We start from the raw sequence: 17,913 nt of genomic DNA on the forward strand, positions 1-17,913 counted from the left end.
TTTTTGCCAAAGCTGAAAGGGCACCCAGGCACAGAACGGAGTCAGTTCATGTTGAGAATATTTGCAGATAGCTTTCTTCTGGCCAGCGGCGTCACCCGCCCCCGGCCCGAGCGGCGGGCGCAAGGCGTGGTCGACAGCCCCGCCGCCCACGACCCCGAGCGCGTCTGGCTTTCCGCCGACTTCGAGCGCCGCTACCGTCGCGCCGAACGGGTGGAGCACCGCCGCGCGAAGCCCGCATTCTGGCGCGGGCGGCGCAGGCCGTCGCCGGAAACCGGTGCGGAATGATCAGCAAAAAGGCCCGGCGGGGGCCGGGCCTTTCCGTCGGATTCTGCGGCCCGGGCGCAGCGTCTATTCGCCACCGCCCAGGCTGTGGACGTAATAGGTTACGGCCCGGATATCGGCCTCGGACAGACGCTTGCCCCAGGCGGGCATCACGCCGAAGCGGGCGTTGGTGACGGTTTCGGTCAGCGTCTTGCGGTCGCCGCCGTAAAGCCAGATCGCGTCGGTCAGATTCGGCGCCCCCATGGCGCGATCGCCCTTGCCCCCTGCGCCGTGGCAGGCGGCGCAATTGTCGGCGAAGATTGTCTTTCCCGCCTCGACCGCCTTCGGATCCGTCGCCGCATTTGTCAGCGACATCACATATTGCACGACCTGAGCGATCTGCGGCTGCGTCAGGATGCCGTCGCGGCCGAAGGCGGGCATCTGGGAATAGCGCGCCTCGCTGTCGTCGGTGTTGCGCACACCATGGGTCACGGTGAAGGCGATATCCTTCAACGTACCGCCCCAAAGCCAGTCGTCGTCAAGCAGGTTGGGGAAGCCCTTGTTGCCCTGCGCGCCCGAACCGTGGCATTGCGCGCACCAGGTGCGAAACACCGCGGCACCGGCATTGGTGGCATATTGCGACAGCGCAGGGTCGTTCTTGATCTGGCCCAGATCGGTCGCGACCAGCTTGGCCTGGATCGCCTTGTTCTGATTGGTCCAGCTTTGCATCTCGGCCTTCACGTCGCCGCGCGTCGACCAGCCCAGGACGCCCGGGGTCGCGCCGTTGATCAGCGGCCAGGCCGGGTAGAAGATCGAATAGCCCGCCGCCCAGATGATGCAGACGTAGAACACCATCACCCACCAGCGGGGCATCGGGTTATTGAATTCCTCGATCCCGTCCCAGCTATGGCCGGTGGTCTCGACATCGCCGGGCTTGCGGTCGGGTTTGGTCGGGTCGCTCATTGCGTCGCCTCCTTCTCGGCGGCGTCGGCCGCATCACGGGCCGGGCTGTGTTCGTTACGAAAAATCGCGGTCGCGGCCTCGTCCTGGTCCTTGCGGCTGCCTGGACGGAAGGCCCAGACGATGACGCCAAGGAAGACCAGAACCAGAAACAGCAGCATCCAGCTATCCGCGAAATGGCGCAGGGTGTCGTAGGTGCTCATCCCCGCCCCCTACCGGCTGGCGTCGGGGGTGAAGGTCGAGAAATCGACCATCGTGCCCAGCACCTGAAGATAGGCGACCAGCGCGTCCATCTCGGAAATTCCCGGGCGGCCGTCGAAATTGCGCACATTGGTCTTGGAGTAGCGCCGTTGCAGCGCCTCCACCCCGTCGGCATCGGGGTTGGCCTGCGCGGCGAAATCGGCGCGTGCGCTCTTGAGCATGTCGTCGGTATAGGGCACGCCCACGAAGCGGTTCGTCTTCATCGTGTCGGCGATGTATTCGCCCTCGATCATCCGGTTCAGCAAGAAGCCGTATTTGGGCATGATCGATTCCGGCACCACCGATTGCGGATTGGTCAGGTGATCCACATGCCAGGCATCCGAATAGCGCCCGCCGACCCGCGCCAGATCGGGCCCCGTCCGTTTCGAGCCCCATTGGAACGGATGGTCGTACATCGATTCCGCCGCCAGGCTGTAATGGCCATAGCGCTCGACCTCGTCGCGCATCGGGCGGATCATCTGGCTGTGGCAGACGTAGCAGCCCTCGCGGATGTAGATGTTGCGCCCCTCCAGCTCCAGCGGCGTGTAGGGGCGGACCCCCTGCACCTTCTCGATCGTGTTCTTGAGGTAGAACAGCGGCACGATCTCGACCAGGCCGCCGATGGTGACCACCAGGAAGGCAAGCACCAGAAGCAGGGTGGCGTTGGTCTCGATGACCTTGTGTTTGTCCAGAAATGCCATGTCTGCCTCCGCTTACTCGGCCGGGATCGCGGCGCCGGCGGGCGCCTTGGCCCCCACCGAGGTCACGGTCTTCCACAGGTTGAAGCACATGATCAGCGCCCCGGTCAGGTACATCGCCCCGCCCACGGCCCGCACCACGTTCATCGGGAATTTCGCGGCGACGGTGTCAGCGAAGGAGTTCACCAGGAAGCCGTTGGCATCGACCTCGCGCCACATCAGGCCTTCCATGATCCCCGACACCCACATCGAGGCGGCGTAGAGAATGATCCCGATGGTGGCGAGCCAGAAGTGCCAGCTGACCAGGCTGAGGCTATAGATCCGTTCGCGATGCCACAGCCGCGGCACCAGGAAGTAGAGCGCGCCGAAGGTGATCATGCCGTTCCAGCCCAGCGCGCCGGAATGGACATGGCCGATGGTCCAGTCGGTGTAGTGCGACAGCGAATTGACCGAACGGATCGACATCATCGGCCCCTCGAAGGTGGACATGCCGTAGAAGCCGACCGAGATCACCATCATCCGGATGATCGGATCAGTGCGCAGCTTGTCCCAGGCGCCCGACAGCGTCATCAACCCGTTGATCATGCCGCCCCAGGACGGCATCCACAGCATGATCGAGAAGATCATCCCAAGCGTCGAGGCCCAGTCGGGCAGCGCGGTGTAGTGCAGATGGTGCGGACCGGCCCAGATATACAGGAAGATCAGCGCCCAGAAGTGGATGATCGACAGCTTGTAGCTGTAGACCGGGCGTTCGGCCTGCTTGGGCACGAAATAATACATCATCCCCAGGAAGCCCGCGGTCAGGAAGAAGCCCACGGCGTTGTGGCCATACCACCACTGGGTCATCGCGTCCTGCACGCCCGAAAACACCTGCACCGACTTGGATCCGAAGATCGACACCGGAATCGAGATGTTGTTGAAGACATGCAGCATCGCCACCGTCACGATGAACGACAGGTAGAACCAGTTCGCGACGTAGATGTGCTTTTCCTTGCGGTTCAGGATGGTGCCCAGGAAGACCGCCAGATAGGCCAACCACACGATCGTCAGCCACAGGTCGACATACCATTCCGGCTCGGCATATTCCTTGGATTGGGTCGAGCCCAGGATATAGCCCGTCGCGGCCAGCACGATGAACAGGTTGTAGCCCCAGAACACGAACCAGGCGAGGTTGCCGCCCCACAGCCGCGCGGCCGAGGTGCGTTGCACCACATAGAACGAGGTCGCGATCAGGGCGTTGCCGCCAAAGGCAAAGATCACGGCCGAGGTGTGCAAGGGCCGCAGTCGGCCAAAATTCATGTAGCCCTGCGCCCATTCGAAGTTCAGCGACGGAAAGGCAAGCTGCGAGGCGATGAAGGTTCCCGCCAGGAACCCGACCACGCCCCAGAAGGCGGTGGCGACCACACCATAGCGTATGACGCTGTCGAAATATTCGCCCGCGGGCGCCGGCGCCCGGATGTCGCCTGTCCGCCGCAAGGAGATGATGAACATCACCGTCGCGACCACCAGGATAAGAAAGGCATGCACCTGATAGGCGACGTCATGCGCGAAATTGGCGGCGATGGCGGCGAAGATCGCAATCAACCCCAACGCGACCAGTTTGATGTAGTCCCACATTGCCCGTGTTTCCTCAGTCGTGCCCCGCCAACGCCGAACCGGCGGGCAGTCCTCGTTCCGAACGCTTGTGCCCCCCACCGGATAAAGACGCCTTGATCCATGTCAAGATTTCGTGAGCAAAAAGTGTGGCCGCGTGATGTTAAGATTGATCCCGATCAAGGCGCCGCCTGCGCGGCGGCGCCAATTTGGATATTGGTCGGAGCGGGCGATAACGCCCGGTGAAGATGTCGGAACGAATGCTTCGGGAGGCGCGGGATGTCCTACAAGACTTTGCTGACGGTACTGACCTCGCCCGACGGAGCGGAGGGGACGCTTGCCGCCGCGACCGCGATCGCACATCGCGAACGCGCGCATCTGGAGGTGCTTTGCCTTGGCATCGACCGCACCCATGCGGGCTACTACGAGGCCGGCGTTAACATGATGCTACAACAGGAAATGATCGACCGCGCCAAGGCCGACGCCCAGGATCTGACAAAGAAGACACGCGCGATTCTATCGGGCGAGACGATCGGCTGGTCGGTCGAGGCCGGGGTCGCTCAGATCGGCGGAGTCGGCACCACCGTGGCGCTGCACGCGCGCTTTGCCGATCTGGTCGTGCTACCGCCGCCCTATGGTCCGGGGCGGGGTCCGGAAGACGAAGCCACGATCGAAGCGGCACTGTTCGCAGGCCAGGCGCCGGTGCTCGTGGTGCCGGCCTCCGGGCTGCGCGAAGGCTTCGGGCGGCACATCGTCGCAGCGTGGAATCAAAGCAATGAATCCCTCATCGCCGTGCGCCGCGCGCTGCCGCTGCTGATCGAGGCCGACGTGGTGAACATCGCCATCGTCGACCCGCCCCAGCACGGACCCGAGCGGTCCGATCCCGGCGGACTGCTCAGCCAGATGCTGGCGCGCCATGGCGTGAAGGTCGAGGTGTCGGTGCTGGCGAAGACCCTGCCGCTGGTGTCCGAGGTGCTCAAGCGGCATCTGCGCGATCAGAACGCCGATCTGCTGGTGATGGGCGCCTACGGCCACTCGCGCCTGCGCGAGGCGATTCTGGGCGGCGCCACGCGCGCCATGCTCGAAGGCGCGGAATTGCCGGTGTTCATGGCGCATTGATCCGCCACCCGACCTGCGCATTCGCCGCCCGCGCCCCTCTTGGGTCGCCGCGCGCCCGCGTGGCGCGTTTCCCAAAGCCGGAGATGCCACGCCCCCCCGGGGGCCTGGGCCGGCAGCACGGCTGCCGACACTTCCGACGAAGCATTTCGCACGGCAAAACGCGCGGAACCTTCCGCCTTTCAGCGTTCCTCAAATACGCCCTGGCAGGCGCAGCACCCCCGCCGCCGACACGGGGAAAAACGCCTGCCCGAGCATCATTGATCAACCGCGCCTGCCGCCAAAGACCTATTGCGCGGCTTCGCTTCCCCAGCCGGAAATCGCCTTGGCCTCAAGGAATTCCTCGATCCCCCAGACGCCACCCTCGCGCGCCCGGCCCGAGGATTTCACCCCGCCGAACGGCGCCCCGGCACCGCGCGGCTGGCCGTTCATCTCGACCATGCCGGACCGCAGGCGCAGCGCCACGCGGTTGCGTCTTGCCGGGTCTTGGCTTTGGACGTAGTTCGCCAGCCCGTAGACCGTGTCGTTGGCGATCCGCACCGCCTCTTCCTCGGTGTCGAAGGGGATCATCGCCAGCACCGGGCCGAAGATCTCTTCCTTCTCGATGGTCATACCCGGGGTCACATCCGCGAAGACGGTGGGCCGCACGAAATAGCCTCGGTTCACGCCCTCGGGCCGGCCGGTGCCGCCGCCGACCAGCCGCGCGCCCTCGTCGATACCCGCCTGGATCAGACCCTGGATCTTTTCAAACTGCGCCGCGTTGACCACCGGCCCCATGTGCCGCCCCTCGTCGCGCGGGCTGCCCACCGAAAGCTTGCCGGCCACTTCGCGCGCGATCTCGACGGCCTGGTCATAGATCGGACGCTCGACCAGCATCCGGGTCGGCGCGTTGCAGCTTTGGCCGGTGTTATTGAAGCAATGCAGCACGCCGCGCTTCACCGCCTTGTCGTCGGCATCGGCAAAGATCAGGTTCGCGCCCTTGCCGCCCAGCTCCAGAACCACGCGTTTCAGCGTCTCGGCCGCCGCCTTCGAGATCGCCTTGCCGGCCCGGGTCGAGCCGGTGAACGAGATCATCTCGACATCGGGATGGGTGGAAAGCTGGCTACCCACGCCCGCGCCATCGCCGTTGACCAGGTTGAAGACGCCCGCGGGCACGCCGGCCTCATCCAGGATCTCGGCGAAAACCACCGCCGACAGCGGCGCCTCCTCGGAAGGTTTCAGCACCATGGTGCAGCCGGCCAGTAGCGCGGGGATCACCTTCAGGGTGATCTGGTTCATCGGCCAGTTCCACGGCGTGATCAGGCCGACCACGCCGATCGGCTCCATCGCGATGCGGTCGTCGGGCGCGTGGGGACCCAGAGGGCGCAGGAACTCGATCTGATCCATCGCCCGGATGAAGTTCTTGATATGGCCGATCCCGGCCGGTACCTGCTGCTGACGCGCCATGTCTATCGGCGCGCCCATCTCCAGGCTGATCGCCTGGGCCAGGTCCTCGCCGCGCGCCTTGTAGATCTCTAGGATCTTCTTCACCACATCGACCCGGGCAGAGGGATCGGTCCGCGACCAGGTCTCGAAGGCGCGCTTGGCTGCGGCGACGGCGGCGTCGGTATCGGCCTGGTCGCCCAGCGAGATCACCGCGCAGGGATCTTCGGTCGCCGGATCGATGACTTCGTGATCGCGCGCGGCGGCGGGTGCCACCCAGGCGCCGTCGATGTAGAAATCGGTCTTGCGGATCATTGGCAGCCCCTCCTCCTGGAAAACTGGCGCCACCCTGCCACCGGGCCCCGCGACCCGCAAGTGCGACCTCGGCTGCCCCAGGGGCGCCCGGACCCGGGCGCCCGGACCGGGGGAACCCGCCGACCCGCTGGAAAGAGCGGCATTTGGATCTAAGATCTTTATCTCGCGCGCACATTGTATATTTGTGACCCGGCGACCGCCTCAGACGAAAGGATCTACCATGGGACTGCGCATCAACGATATCGCCCCCGATTTCACTGCCGACTCCACCGAGGGCAAGATCTCCTTCCACAACTGGATCGGAAACAGCTATGCGATTCTATTTTCGCATCCGAAGGACTTCACCCCTGTCTGCACCACCGAATTCAGCGCCGTGGCCCAACTGGCCCAGGACTTCGAGAAGCGCGACACCAAGGTCATGGGTGTGTCCGTGGACAGCGTCGCCGAACACATGAAGTGGAAAGCCGACATCGAGAAGGTGGCGGGGGTGCCGGCGAACTTCCCGATCATCGACGACAGTTCGCTGACGGTATCGAAGCTTTACGACATGCTGCCCGCCGAAGCCTACCTGCCCGATGGCCGCACCCCGGCCGACAGTGCCACGGTGCGCACGGTGTTCATCATCGGCCCCGACAAGAAGGTGAGGCTGACGATGACCTATCCGATGTCGGTGGGCCGCAACTTCGCCGAGATCGTGCGCGCCCTGGATGCGGTTCGCGCGACCGACGGCGCGCCCTTCGCCACCCCGGCGAACTGGCTGCCCGGTCACGACATGATCGTGGCCATGTCGGTCTCGACCGAGGAGGCCCAGGCGAAATTCGGTGAAGTCGAGGTGAAGCTGCCCTATCTGCGCACGATCAGGGTTCCGTCCTGACCCGGACGCATGGCGACACCGGAAATGCGCAAGGCCCCGGAATTCCGGGGCCTCTTTCATGTCGCGGGCGCCCTGTCGCCCTGGACCGTTTGCGCCCGGATCCGCGCATTCCGGTCCGTGACCCCCCGGGGGGGGGCACGTAAAGCCCGCCTAGCGTGCGCCGTAATAAAGGCCCACGACATGTTCGGCCTCGGCGAAGAACAGCCATCGTGCCGCGGCGGCGCCGGTCAGGTGAAAGATCAGCGCCAGGGCGATGCCGAACAGGCTGCCCTCGGGGGCGATCAGCATAACCAGCGCGGGCAGGATGGCCGCGAAGGCCACGGCGATCACCCGCAACTTCTGGGCATGGCGGCGACCGACGACATAGATCATCTCGTCCATCAGATAGTTGGTGCCGGTATGCGGCCCCTCGTAAAGCCGCACCTTGCCGATCTTGCCCAGGCCCGTCGCGGTTTCCATGGTCGAACCGCTGTCGGCCAGGCGCTTGTCGCCGACGTTGAAGATCGCGACCAGCACGGCCGTCAGCACCACGCAAAGAAGGATCGACAGCACGTTGAAGCCGGACAGGATCGCCCCGCCGGTCAGGGCGAAGGTCATGAACATCACCGGGGTCAGCCACTGGTTCCAGCGCGGCACTGTCTTGAGCTGCGCGTAGATCATCGAGGTGCAGAACACCGTGACCAGCGCCAGCAGCGCGCCCGGCCAGCCCAGGGTGGCCAGCGGGAAGCCGCCGAAGATCTCGAACAGGGCGACGGGCGCCAGGATCAGCAGGGTAAGGACCGAGAAGATGCCCTCGCGGCTAAGCCAGCTGGTGCGCCACTGGCTGAAGGCGCGGATCGCGTTCTTGGGGTTGCCAAGGTGGAAAACCGACGCCAGCAGGCCGACCACGGCAAACCCGTAGCCCAGGCCCCAGACCAGGAAGGCCGCCCAGCCCGCGGGCGGCACCACGAGGCCGGCGCCGAGATAGGCGAGGAAGCCGAAACCCAGCCCCGAGAGCACGGTAAAGACGATGACGGAGGGCGCAGGATGCATCAGAGTTTCTCCAGCAGGCGGTCAAGGAAGCCGGCCACGCCGGTGGCCTTGACGTCGGCGATGGGGGTCAGCGGCGCGGCGGCCGGGCGATCCTTGGGACGCGGCGGCAGGTATTTGTTCACCGGCTTGGTGCCCTGTTCGGGCATCAGATCCATGCCGCCTCGTTCGGCCACCATGCGGCTGACATTGCTGTCGGGATCGGCAAAATCGCCGAAATGCCGCGCGCCGGCCGGGCAGGTACGCACGCAGGCGGGCACGCGGTCCACCTCGGGGAGGTTCTCGTTGTAGATCCGGTCAACGCAAAGCGTGCATTTCTTCATCACGCCCGCGGCGCGATCCATCTCGCGCGCGCCGTAGGGGCAGGCCCAGGCGCAAAGGCCGCAGCCCATGCAGGCGTCTTCGTTGACCAGCACGATGCCGTCCTCGGCGCGCTTGTAGCTGGCGCCGGTGGGGCAGACGGTGACGCAGGGCGCGTCCTCGCAATGCAGACAGGACTTGGGGAAGTGCACGGTCTGCGCGCAGCCCCCGCCCGAGGGCTGTACCTCGTAGGAATGGATGCGGTTGAGGAACGTCCCCGAGGGATCTTCCCCATAGGCATTCATGTCGGCCAGAGGCGCGCCGTAGTTTTCGGTATTCCATCCCTTGCAGGCGGTCACGCAGGCGTGGCAGCCGACACAGATGTCCAGGTCGATCACAAGGCCCAGCTTGCGATCGGTCTTTTGCGGCAGCTCGGTCATGCCTTTTCCCCCTGACGACGGTGCTTGGGTGCCTCGGGCACCGGCGACTTGATCGGCGGCAGGTTCGGCTCGGTGTGATGCCGGGCCGGGGCCTTCTCGATCTTCACCCGCAGGTCGAACCAGGCCGCCTGCCCCGTCACCGGATCGGAATTCGACCAGCGCAGCCCGTCGCCCTTGGCCGGCAGCAGTTCGTGGATCAGGTGGTTGAGCAGGAAGCCCTTGGTCGCCTCGGGCGCGTTCTCTTCCAGCGCCCAGGCGCCCTTGCGCTTGCCGATCGCGTTCCAGGTCCAGACCGTGTTCGGGTTCAGCCCCGCCATATGCGCCACCGGCACCACGATCTCGCCATGTGGCGAGCTTACCCGCGCCCAGTCGCCCTCGGCGAAGCCGTGCTTTTCCCAGATCCCGGTGGGCAGGTAGAGCGGGTTTTGCCCGTGGATCTGGCGCAGCCAGGCGTTCTGGCTGCCCCAGGAATGGTACATCGCCATCGGCCGCTGGGTCAGGGCGTGGATGGGATAATCCTCGGCGTCCTCGTCCCCGAAGGGGGTGTACCAGCAGGGAAGCGGCTCCATCGCCTGTTTCAGCCGGTCGCGCAGATGGTCCGGCGGCTGGCGGTCGCCATGACCCTCGGCGGCCAGCTGGAAGCGGCGCATCGGTTCGGAATAGAGCGAGAAGAGATAGGGCGAGGGCGCGTCGAACAGCCCGATCTTCACCGCCCAGTCCTGATAGCTCTTGTTCCAGGGTTTGAAGTAGGAGCCGTCCTCGGGCATGTGCGCCAGGAAGAAGGCGCCGTTCTCGATGTAGCGCTTGATCTGGTCGGGGTTCGGGGCGCCGCGGCCCACACCTTCGCCATTGCCACGAAAGCCCATCAGCGGCCCCACGCCGGGGCGGCGCTCGTGGCTGACGATGTAGTCGGCGTAGTCCTTGTACTTGGCGCCGCCGTCCTCATTGACGAAGCCCGGCAGACCCAGCCGCGCGCCCAGGTCGATCAGCACCGACTGGAAGCCGCGCACATTGCGATCCGGCTCGACCACCGGCCAGCGGATCGCATCCGCCGCCGCGTCGGCCTCGCCGATGGGACGGTCGAGCAGGCTGATGCAATCGTGGCGTTCCAGATAGGTCGTGTCGGGCAGGATCAGGTCGGCATAGGCGACCATCTCGGACGAATAGGCGTCGGAATAGATGATTCGCGGAATCACATATTCGCCGTCCTCGCCCTTGTCGGTGAGCATCTCGATCACCGCGCGGGTGTTCATCGAGGAGTTCCACGCCATGTTCGCCATGTATAGAAACAGCGTGTCGATCTTGTAGGGATCGCCGGCATGGGCGTTCGAGATGACCATGTGCATCATGCCGTGCGCCGACAGCGGGTTCTCCCACGAGAACGCCTTGTCGATGCGCGCGGGGCTGCCGTCTTCCTTCAGCGCCAGATGTTCTGGCCCCAAAGGATAGCCCAGATGCGGGCCGTTCAGCGGCTTGCCGGGCGTCACGCCGCAATGCGGCTTGGGATGGCCTTCCACGGGTTTCGGATAGGGCGGCTTCATGCGCCAGCCGCCGGGGCATTCCACCGCCCCCAGCAGCACCTGCAGCATGTGCAGCGCACGCGCGGTCTGGAAGCCGTTGGAATGGGCCGAGATGCCGCGCATCGCGTGGAAGCTGACCGGGCGGCCGATCATCTTGTCATGCTTGTCGCCGCGGAAATCGGTCCAGGGCTGGTCCAGCTCGATCGCCTCGTCGAAGGCGACGTGCGCCAGCTCGGCGGCGAAACCCTTGATGCGCTCGGCGCTGATGCCGACGCGTTCGGCCACGGCCTCGGGGGCGTATTTCTCGTCGAGGTATTTCTCGGCCATCACCTGAAAGACGGTGCGGCAGCCCTGGTGCGTGGCCCCCAGATCGGGCCGCACGCCGGGGGTGTCGAAGGGCACCGGCTTGCCCGAGCGCTTGTCGATCACCAGAAGCTTGTCGTCGGCATCGCGCAGAAGCAGGCCGTTCTCGGGGCCCGCGTCGGCCTTGACCAGACAGGGCGCGTTGGTGAACCGCGCCAGGTATTCGAGGTCGATCTTGCCGGCCTTGAACAGCTCATGCACCAGCGCCAGGATCAGCAGACCGTCGGCGCCTGGCGTGACGCCATACCAATCGTCGGCCACGGCATTATAGCCCGAACGGATCGGGTTCACGCCGATGACCCTGCCGCCGCGGGTCTTCAGCTTGCCGATGCCCATCTTGATCGGGTTGCTGTCGTGATCCTCGGCCACGCCGAACAGGACGAACAGCTTGGTGCGGTCCCAGTCGGGCGTGCCGAATTCCCAGAACGCGCCGCCGATCGTGTAGATCCCGCCCGCCGCCATGTTGACCGAGCAGAAGCCGCCATGCGCGGCGTAGTTCTGCGTGCCATAGGCCTGGGCCCAGAAACCGGTCAGCGATTGCGACTGGTCGCGCCCGGTGAAGAAGGCCATCTTTTCGGGGTTGGTCTCGCGCAGCGGTTTAAGCCAGCTGACGGCCAGTTCAAGCGCCTCGTCCCAGCTGATCTCCTGGAACTCGCCCGAGCCGCGCGGCCCGACCCGCTTCATCGGGTGGCGCAGGCGCGAGGGCGCGGTGACCTGCATGATCCCCGAGGAACCCTTGGCGCAGAGCACCCCCTTGTTGATCGGATGGTCGCGATTGCCCTCGATATAGGCGACACGGCCGTTCTTCATGTGCACGTTGATACCGCAACGGCAGGCGCACATATAACAGGTGGTCTTGCGGATCTCGTCGGATACCTTCGGAGAGGTGTCCAGTATCGGCTGCCGATATGTCATCCCTGTCGCGCTCCTCCAGCCACATATGCAGGCGTCCGAATATACTAATCAGCAATTTGTTCCAACTCCAAGTTTCCTCACGACGCTGTGTCGGCATTTTTCGCTTTCCGTCCGGACCGGTTAATTATCGGACGGACGGGTTGAATCGGGCCTCCGTGCCGCTTGACCCTCGGCGCGCAATGTCTAGGTTGCGCGCAACTTCCGCCTAACAGGAGCCTCGCATGACCCAGCGCCTTCATCTCGTCTTCGGCGGGGAGTTGATAAACCCCGCCCAGTCGGTCTTTAAGGATGTCTCGAAGATCCACATCGTCGGCATGTACCCCGATTACAAATCCGCCCATGCCGCCTGGAAAGCCGAAGCCCAGCGCACGGTGGACGACGCGCATACGCGCTATTTCATCGCCCACCTGCACCGCCTGCGTGACGAGGAAACCCCCGCCAGCGCGACGGAAGAGTTGGGCGACTAGGGCCGCCGATGGCCTTCCCGCTTGGGCTGAGACTCTACCTTTTCGCCACGGCACGGCGCGCGCGCCCTGGCGGACAGGAGCCGGCCGGCCGAGCGGATCGCCCTTCGGGGCCGCTGATCTGGATGCCGCTTGCGGGCGGCATTCCCCCAAGCCTGCCCCAGCTGATCGGCCACTTGCAGGAGGCACCCGGCGCGACCCGGAGCACCCCCGAGGTGCTGGTGACCCTGCCCGGCGACGCGTCCCCTTCCCTGCCGCCCGATGTGCTGGTGGCCTCGGCCCCGCCCCAGTCCCTGCCCGATATCCGCCGCTTTCTGGATCGCTGGCGCCCCGATCTGGTGGTGCTGACGGGTGACTGCCTGCCCGCGGCCCTGATCCACGAGGCCAGGCGCGCCGGCATCGCCGTGCAATGGATCGACGCCGCCCCGCCGCGTGCCGGGCACCCAAAGCGCTTTCCCGGCGTGCTGCGCGCGCTTTTGCAAAGCCTTTCCCTGATCGTCGCCCGCGATCGCGAATCCGCCCGTGCCCTGCGCCGCCTGGGCGCGTCCGACAGCCGCATCGAGATCGCCGGCGCCCCGCATGAGGAACCCATCGTCCTTCCTTACGTCGAGGCCGAGCGCGAGGCGATGGCGGCGCTGCTGCGCGCGCGCCCGATCTGGCTGGCCGCGGGCCTGCCCGAGGCCGAGGAAAACCTGGTGCTGGAAGCCCACCGCGCGGCGCTGCGCAAGGCGCATCGATTGCTGCTTATCGCCGTGCCGCACGATCCGGCGCGCGCCGAGGCGCTGCGCGCCAAGATGGAGATCGCCCAGGGCTGGTCCGTCGCCTGCCGTTCGTCCGACGAGGAGCCCGACGAAGAGGTCCAGGCCTATATCGCCGACACCGAAGGAGAGATGGGCCTTTGGTACCGCCTTGCGCCGATCAGCTACATGGGCGGCAGCCTCACGTCCGGCGCGCGGCGCTCTCCGCTGGAGGCCGCCGCGCTGGGTTCCGCCATCGTCCACGGGCCCGAGCACGGCCCCCACGGCGCCACCTTCGTACGCCTGGCCGAGGCCCGCGCCACCCGGCCGATCCTGTCCTCGCCAGAGCTGGGCCGCGCGGTGGCCGAACTGATCGCCCCCGACCGCGCCGCCGCATTGTCGCACAACGCATGGGAGGCCAGCACCGCCGGCGCCGAGGCCACCGACCGGCTGGCCGCGATGATCGCCGCCGCCCTGCCACAGCCAGCGGCCGACAACGCGGGCGACGAGGCTGACGCGGACACCGCCGCGGCGGGGCCCGGTCGCGGCGCTCCGACCGAAAGGGAAGCACCATGATGCGCGCGCCCGCCTTCTGGGACCTGCCCCGCGCCACGCTGGCCGCGCGGCTGCTGCAGCCACTCGGCGCGCTTTACGCCATGGGCACGGCACGGCGGCTGGCGCGCGGCGGGCCGGGCATGCGCGCCCAGGTCCCGGTGATCTGCGTCGGCAATCTCAGCGCCGGCGGCACCGGCAAGACACCCACCGTCATCGCCCTGGTTCAGCGCCTGGCCGAACGCGGCATCACCGCCCATACGGTTTCGCGCGGCTATGGCGGGCGGCTTGCGGGGCCGCTGCGCGTCGACCCCGCGCGCCATACCGCCGCCGATGTCGGGGACGAGCCCTTGCTGCTGGCCGCCTTCACCCCCGCCTGGATCGCCCGCGACCGCGCCGCCGGGGTGCGCGCGGCGCAAGCGGCGGGGGCGCGGGCGATCGTGCTGGACGACGGCTTTCAAAGCCCCGCCGTGGTTCAGGATCTGGCGATCGTCGTGGTCGATGCCGCGCGCGGCTTCGGCAACGGGCTGTGCCTGCCCGCCGGCCCGCTGCGCGAACCCGTCGCCACCGGCCTGTCTCGCGCGGGGCTGCTGCTGTCGATCGGCCCGGATCCGGCGCAGAGGTCGTTTCGCGACCGCTGGGGTTCCTCCCTGCCCCCGGGCCTGCCCCTTCTGACGGGCGAACTCGCACCGTTGCAGATGGGGATGGACTGGCACGATCAGCCGGTGCTCGCCTTCGCCGGCATCGGCCACCCCGAGAAATTCTTCGCCACGCTGCGCGGCCTGGGCGCCCGGATGATCCATGTCGAGGCGCTGGAAGACCACCAGCCGCTGACCGAGGCGCTGATGACCCGGCTGGAACGCGACGCCGAAGCCGCCGGTGCCCAACTGGTGACGACGGAAAAGGACGCCGTGCGCCTGCCCGCGCACTTCCGCCCGAAGGTGCTGACGCTGCCGGTGCGGCTGCAACTGGACGCGCCAGAGGCGCTGGACGCGCCCCTCGACCGGCTCTTCGGCGCCTGAGCCTGCACCCTTCTTCATCTTGGCGGGAATACTCCGGGGGCGCAGGGGGCGGCGCCCCCGCCCGCGGCGTCTCACCCCAGCGCGGCGATACGTTCATGCGCCGGGCAGGTCATCAGATGGTCGTTCACCATGCCCACCGCCTGCATGAAGGCATAGGTGATCACCGGGCCGCAAAAGCGAAACCCCCGTGCCTTCAGATCCTTCGAGATCCGGCGCGACAGCTCGGTTTCAGCCGGCACCTCGGCCTGGCTTTGCCAGCGGTTGCGGATCGGCGCACCACCCACCCGCGACCACAGGAAATTCTCGAAACCTTCGTCGGCCTCGATATCCAGCCAGGCTCGGGCATTGCCGATCGTCGCCTCGATCTTGGCGCGCGACCGGACAATCCCCGCATCACCCAGCAGGCGCTGCACCTCGGCCTCACCCCAGGTCGCGATCACGTTCGGATCGAAGCCCTCGAACGCGGCACGAAAGGCTTCTCTCTTGCGCAGGATGGTGATCCAGGACAGACCCGCCTGAAAACCGTCGAGAACCAGCTTTTCCCACAGCGCGCGGCTGTCGCGCTCGGGCACACCCCATTCGGTGTCATGGTAGGCCATGTACACAGGATCGCTGCCACACCAGCCACAACGCTCGCCCATCTGCCTTCCTTTCCACCGCGCTTGTGCAAAATGCCCGTGGAAAAACTAGTGGGGATGGCGCGGATTCACCAGTTCTTTACGCCCCACGCTGCAAGATCGCCGGGCAGGGGAAGGAGCGCGCGATGGCAGAGGCTGGAAAACCTGGGTCGGACCCAGCGTCCCGGGACGCGACGATTGCGGACTCGGACGCGATGATCGCGGAAACGATCATCCATGGCGCTGACAGCCCGCTTTCCTGCGCGGTGACGGAGCGCGACCGCGACGTGATGCAAATGGTGCGCCGCGCCCTGAAATCGGGCCATGCCTGCCTGGCGTTCCAACCGGTGGTGCATGCGCGCGATACAGCGCGGGTGGCCTTCCAGGAAGGATTGATTCGGCTGATGGACCACACCGGCCGCGTCATCCCTGCCAGAGAATTCATCACGGTGACCGAAACCAGCGAACTCGGCCGTCTTATCGACACCCGCGCGCTGGAACTGGGGCTGGCGGCTCTACAGCGGTTTCCTGCGCTGCGCCTGTCGATCAACATGTCGGCACGGTCGATCGGCTATCCCGAATGGAAGGCGGCGCTGACGCGTGCGATCAAGACCGATCCGACTTTGGCCGAGCGGCTGATCCTGGAGATCACCGAAAGCTCGGCCATGCTGATGCCGGATCTCGTCTCGGTCTTCATGCGCGATCTGCAGCGCGTCGGGGTGTCCTTCGCGCTGGACGATTTCGGGGCGGGCTACACCGCGATCCGGCACTTCAAGGATTTCTACTTCGATATCCTCAAGATCGACGGGCAGTTCATTCGCGGGGTCCATGCCGATCCCGACAATCAGGTGCTGGTGCAGGCAATGGTTTCGATCGCGCGGCATTTCGACATGTTCAGCGTCGCCGAATTCGTCGAGGATCAACGCGACGCGGACTTCCTGGCGCGGGTCGGGGTGGATTGCCTGCAAGGCTACCTCTTCGGCGCGCCCACGACCAAGCCGCCCTTCGTCGCCCGGATGGACCGCCGCCAGTTGCGCGCCTGATCACCGTGCCGCCGGCCCGCCCGTACGTGGACGGGGGCCTTCCCGGGCGCGGGCCCACCGCCACCGCGCCCCGCCGACGTCCCCCTTTTCGTTGCGCTTCATCCCGCAAAAGCCTAGTCATGCTGCAAAGCGGCGCATCCGCCAGCCTGCGGGCGCCGGAATCGGCAATGGAAAGGATGCAGCATGACCAATGTCGTTATCGTCTCGGCCGCCCGAACGGCCGTGGGTTCGTTCAATGGAGCCTTTGCGAACACCCCCGCGCATGATCTTGGCGCCACGGTGCTCGAAGCCATCGTCGCCCGCGCCGGAATCGACAAGGCGGATGTGTCCGAAACCATCCTCGGCCAGGTGCTGACGGGCGGCCAGGGCCAGAACCCAGCGCGCCAGGCCCATATCAATGCCGGCTTGCCGATCGAAAGCGCCGCCTGGGGCATCAACCAGGTCTGCGGATCGGGGCTGCGCGCCGTAGCGCTTGGGGCGCAGCACATCTTGCTGGGCGACGCCCGGATCGTCGCCGCCGGCGGGCAGGAGAACATGAGCCTTTCGCCCCATGTCGCGCATCTGCGCTCCGGCCATAAGATGGGCGACATGAAGTTCATCGATTCGATGATCAAGGACGGGCTGTGGGATGCCTTCAACGGCTATCACATGGGCCAGACCGCCGAAAATGTCGCCGCCCAGTGGCAGATCAGCCGTGACGCGCAGGATGAGTTCGCCGTCGCCAGCCAGAACAAGGCCGAGGCGGCGCAAAAGGCGGGCCGCTTCGCCGACGAAATCGCCCCCTTCACCGTCAAGACCCGCAAGGGCGACATCGTGGTCGATGCCGATGAATACATCCGCCACGGCGCCACGATCGAGGTGATGCAGAAATTGCGCCCCGCCTTCACCAAGGACGGCTCGGTCACCGCGGCCAACGCCTCGGGCATCAACGACGGTGCGGCGGCAGTGCTGCTGATGTCGGCCGAAGAGGCCGAAAAGCGCGGGCTGGAGCCACTTGCCCGGATCGCCAGCTACGCCACCGTCGGCGTCGATCCCAAGATCATGGGCACCGGCCCGATCCCCGCCAGCCGCAAGGCGCTGGAGAAAGCGGGCTGGAAGGTATCCGACCTGGACTTGGTCGAAGCCAACGAGGCCTTCGCCGCCCAGGCCTGCGCGGTGAACAAGGACATGGGCTGGGATCCGGCGATCGTGAACGTGAACGGCGGCGCCATTGCCGTCGGTCACCCGATCGGCGCTTCGGGCGCGCGCATCCTGAACACGCTGCTCTTCGAAATGAAGCGCCGCGACGCGAAAAAGGGACTGGCCACGCTGTGCATCGGTGGTGGCATGGGCGTCGCCATGTGTCTCGAGCGCCCCTGATCCCGCGCGGGACCGATAGGCATCAATTCTGCGCGCAACTTTATTGCGCGTGGAACTTTTTCTAGGTAATACT

At 66.1% G+C, this 17,913-nt stretch carries 17 protein-coding genes; 8 read left to right on the plus strand and 9 right to left on the minus strand.

Annotation, left to right across the window (positions count from 1 at the left end; translation table 11 throughout):
- Positions 1 to 48: 48 nt before the first annotated feature.
- On the plus strand, positions 49 to 285 hold the full coding sequence (locus BLV97_RS00580; protein WP_035846751.1) for a hypothetical protein: 237 nt from the start codon (positions 49 to 51) through the stop codon (positions 283 to 285).
- A 63-nt stretch (positions 286 to 348) separates the two neighbouring features.
- Here BLV97_RS00580 and ccoP read toward each other — a convergent pair whose 3' ends face one another.
- Genes ccoP through ccoN form a run of 4 tightly spaced genes read right to left on the minus strand, consistent with a single transcriptional unit; the run spans position 349 to position 3,776 of the window.
- On the minus strand, positions 349 to 1,224 hold the full coding sequence (gene ccoP, locus BLV97_RS00585) for a cytochrome-c oxidase, cbb3-type subunit III (protein ID WP_035846748.1): 876 nt from the start codon (positions 1,222 to 1,224) through the stop codon (positions 349 to 351).
- Complete coding sequence (locus tag BLV97_RS00590; protein ID WP_035846746.1) at positions 1,221 to 1,424, minus strand: CcoQ/FixQ family Cbb3-type cytochrome c oxidase assembly chaperone; 204 nt, start codon at positions 1,422 to 1,424, stop codon at positions 1,221 to 1,223. The genes ccoP and BLV97_RS00590 overlap by 4 nt, the downstream gene beginning before the upstream one ends.
- Positions 1,425 to 1,433: 9 nt before the next feature.
- A complete protein-coding gene (gene ccoO, locus BLV97_RS00595; protein ID WP_035846743.1) occupies positions 1,434 to 2,162 on the minus strand; it encodes a cytochrome-c oxidase, cbb3-type subunit II in 729 nt (242 codons plus the stop codon).
- Between the two features lie 12 nt (positions 2,163 to 2,174).
- The gene (gene ccoN, locus BLV97_RS00600) at positions 2,175 to 3,776 is read right to left on the minus strand and encodes a cytochrome-c oxidase, cbb3-type subunit I (RefSeq protein ID WP_035846740.1); all 1,602 of its coding nucleotides are present in this window, start codon (positions 3,774 to 3,776) and stop codon (positions 2,175 to 2,177) included.
- A 255-nt stretch (positions 3,777 to 4,031) separates the two neighbouring features.
- Here ccoN and BLV97_RS00605 point away from each other — a divergent pair, with 255 nt between their 5' ends.
- Positions 4,032 to 4,871, plus strand: a complete 840-nt coding sequence (locus BLV97_RS00605; RefSeq protein WP_035846737.1) for a universal stress protein — start codon at positions 4,032 to 4,034, stop codon at positions 4,869 to 4,871.
- A gap of 285 nt (positions 4,872 to 5,156) precedes the next feature.
- On the opposite strand, the gene BLV97_RS00610 is transcribed toward BLV97_RS00605, so the two are convergent.
- Positions 5,157 to 6,605 (minus strand): aldehyde dehydrogenase family protein, encoded by a 1,449-nt coding sequence (locus BLV97_RS00610; RefSeq protein WP_035846735.1) that lies wholly within the window; start codon positions 6,603 to 6,605, stop codon positions 5,157 to 5,159.
- Positions 6,606 to 6,825: 220 nt separating this feature from the next.
- On the opposite strand from BLV97_RS00610, the gene BLV97_RS00615 reads away from it, so the two are divergent.
- Positions 6,826 to 7,479, plus strand: coding sequence for a peroxiredoxin (locus tag BLV97_RS00615; protein WP_035846733.1), 654 nt, complete (start codon positions 6,826 to 6,828; stop codon positions 7,477 to 7,479).
- Positions 7,480 to 7,629: 150 nt separating this feature from the next.
- Here BLV97_RS00615 and BLV97_RS00620 read toward each other — a convergent pair whose 3' ends face one another.
- Genes BLV97_RS00620 through BLV97_RS00630 form a run of 3 tightly spaced genes read right to left on the minus strand, consistent with a single transcriptional unit; the run spans position 7,630 to position 12,046 of the window.
- On the minus strand, positions 7,630 to 8,511 hold the full coding sequence (locus BLV97_RS00620; protein ID WP_035846732.1) for a dimethyl sulfoxide reductase anchor subunit family protein: 882 nt from the start codon (positions 8,509 to 8,511) through the stop codon (positions 7,630 to 7,632).
- Positions 8,511 to 9,248, minus strand: a complete 738-nt coding sequence (locus BLV97_RS00625) for a 4Fe-4S dicluster domain-containing protein (RefSeq protein WP_035846731.1) — start codon at positions 9,246 to 9,248, stop codon at positions 8,511 to 8,513. Before BLV97_RS00625 ends, BLV97_RS00620 begins: the two co-directional genes overlap by 1 nt.
- Positions 9,245 to 12,046 carry a molybdopterin oxidoreductase family protein gene (locus BLV97_RS00630; RefSeq protein ID WP_035846729.1) on the minus strand — a complete coding sequence of 934 codons (2,802 nt, stop codon included), beginning with the start codon at positions 12,044 to 12,046 and terminating at the stop codon, positions 9,245 to 9,247. Before BLV97_RS00630 ends, BLV97_RS00625 begins: the two co-directional genes overlap by 4 nt.
- Positions 12,047 to 12,267: 221 nt before the next feature.
- Between BLV97_RS00630 and BLV97_RS00635 the strand changes: the two genes are divergently transcribed.
- The 3 genes from BLV97_RS00635 to lpxK are packed head-to-tail and all read left to right on the plus strand — an operon-like array spanning position 12,268 to position 14,821.
- Positions 12,268 to 12,513: a DUF4170 domain-containing protein gene (locus BLV97_RS00635; RefSeq protein WP_035846727.1), complete on the plus strand. Its 246-nt coding sequence runs from the start codon at positions 12,268 to 12,270 to the stop codon at positions 12,511 to 12,513.
- 8 nt (positions 12,514 to 12,521) lie between these two features.
- Positions 12,522 to 13,823, plus strand: coding sequence for a 3-deoxy-D-manno-octulosonic acid transferase (locus tag BLV97_RS00640; protein WP_051646325.1), 1,302 nt, complete (start codon positions 12,522 to 12,524; stop codon positions 13,821 to 13,823).
- The gene (lpxK, locus tag BLV97_RS00645; RefSeq protein WP_092163921.1) at positions 13,823 to 14,821 is read left to right on the plus strand and encodes a tetraacyldisaccharide 4'-kinase; all 999 of its coding nucleotides are present in this window, start codon (positions 13,823 to 13,825) and stop codon (positions 14,819 to 14,821) included. The genes BLV97_RS00640 and lpxK overlap by 1 nt, the downstream gene beginning before the upstream one ends.
- Positions 14,822 to 14,892: 71 nt before the next feature.
- Here lpxK and BLV97_RS00650 read toward each other — a convergent pair whose 3' ends face one another.
- The gene (locus BLV97_RS00650; RefSeq protein ID WP_035846722.1) at positions 14,893 to 15,462 is read right to left on the minus strand and encodes a DNA-3-methyladenine glycosylase I; all 570 of its coding nucleotides are present in this window, start codon (positions 15,460 to 15,462) and stop codon (positions 14,893 to 14,895) included.
- Positions 15,463 to 15,653: 191 nt separating this feature from the next.
- On the opposite strand from BLV97_RS00650, the gene BLV97_RS00655 reads away from it, so the two are divergent.
- The gene (locus BLV97_RS00655) at positions 15,654 to 16,481 is read left to right on the plus strand and encodes an EAL domain-containing protein (RefSeq protein WP_035846720.1); all 828 of its coding nucleotides are present in this window, start codon (positions 15,654 to 15,656) and stop codon (positions 16,479 to 16,481) included.
- A gap of 183 nt (positions 16,482 to 16,664) precedes the next feature.
- On the plus strand, positions 16,665 to 17,840 hold the full coding sequence (locus BLV97_RS00660; protein WP_035846718.1) for an acetyl-CoA C-acetyltransferase: 1,176 nt from the start codon (positions 16,665 to 16,667) through the stop codon (positions 17,838 to 17,840).
- The last annotated feature ends 73 nt before the right edge of the window (positions 17,841 to 17,913 follow it).

The organism is Allgaiera indica (assembly GCF_900106675.1).
Classification (GTDB): Bacteria; Pseudomonadota; Alphaproteobacteria; order Rhodobacterales; family Rhodobacteraceae; genus Acidimangrovimonas; species Acidimangrovimonas indica.

Coding starts and splice junctions, on each gene's coding strand:
- BLV97_RS00580 (WP_035846751.1), top strand. CDS start 49: ATGTTGAGAATATTTGCAGATAGCTTTCTTCTGGCCAGCGGCGTCACC.
- ccoP (WP_035846748.1), bottom strand. CDS start 1,224: ATGAGCGACCCGACCAAACCCGACCGCAAGCCCGGCGATGTCGAGACC.
- BLV97_RS00590 (WP_035846746.1), bottom strand. CDS start 1,424: ATGAGCACCTACGACACCCTGCGCCATTTCGCGGATAGCTGGATGCTG.
- ccoO (WP_035846743.1), bottom strand. CDS start 2,162: ATGGCATTTCTGGACAAACACAAGGTCATCGAGACCAACGCCACCCTG.
- ccoN (WP_035846740.1), bottom strand. CDS start 3,776: ATGTGGGACTACATCAAACTGGTCGCGTTGGGGTTGATTGCGATCTTC.
- BLV97_RS00605 (WP_035846737.1), top strand. CDS start 4,032: ATGTCCTACAAGACTTTGCTGACGGTACTGACCTCGCCCGACGGAGCG.
- BLV97_RS00610 (WP_035846735.1), bottom strand. CDS start 6,605: ATGATCCGCAAGACCGATTTCTACATCGACGGCGCCTGGGTGGCACCC.
- BLV97_RS00615 (WP_035846733.1), top strand. CDS start 6,826: ATGGGACTGCGCATCAACGATATCGCCCCCGATTTCACTGCCGACTCC.
- BLV97_RS00620 (WP_035846732.1), bottom strand. CDS start 8,511: ATGCATCCTGCGCCCTCCGTCATCGTCTTTACCGTGCTCTCGGGGCTG.
- BLV97_RS00625 (WP_035846731.1), bottom strand. CDS start 9,248: ATGACCGAGCTGCCGCAAAAGACCGATCGCAAGCTGGGCCTTGTGATC.
- BLV97_RS00630 (WP_035846729.1), bottom strand. CDS start 12,046: ATGACATATCGGCAGCCGATACTGGACACCTCTCCGAAGGTATCCGAC.
- BLV97_RS00635 (WP_035846727.1), top strand. CDS start 12,268: ATGACCCAGCGCCTTCATCTCGTCTTCGGCGGGGAGTTGATAAACCCC.
- BLV97_RS00640 (WP_051646325.1), top strand. CDS start 12,522: ATGGCCTTCCCGCTTGGGCTGAGACTCTACCTTTTCGCCACGGCACGG.
- lpxK (WP_092163921.1), top strand. CDS start 13,823: ATGCGCGCGCCCGCCTTCTGGGACCTGCCCCGCGCCACGCTGGCCGCG.
- BLV97_RS00650 (WP_035846722.1), bottom strand. CDS start 15,462: ATGGGCGAGCGTTGTGGCTGGTGTGGCAGCGATCCTGTGTACATGGCC.
- BLV97_RS00655 (WP_035846720.1), top strand. CDS start 15,654: ATGATCGCGGAAACGATCATCCATGGCGCTGACAGCCCGCTTTCCTGC.
- BLV97_RS00660 (WP_035846718.1), top strand. CDS start 16,665: ATGACCAATGTCGTTATCGTCTCGGCCGCCCGAACGGCCGTGGGTTCG.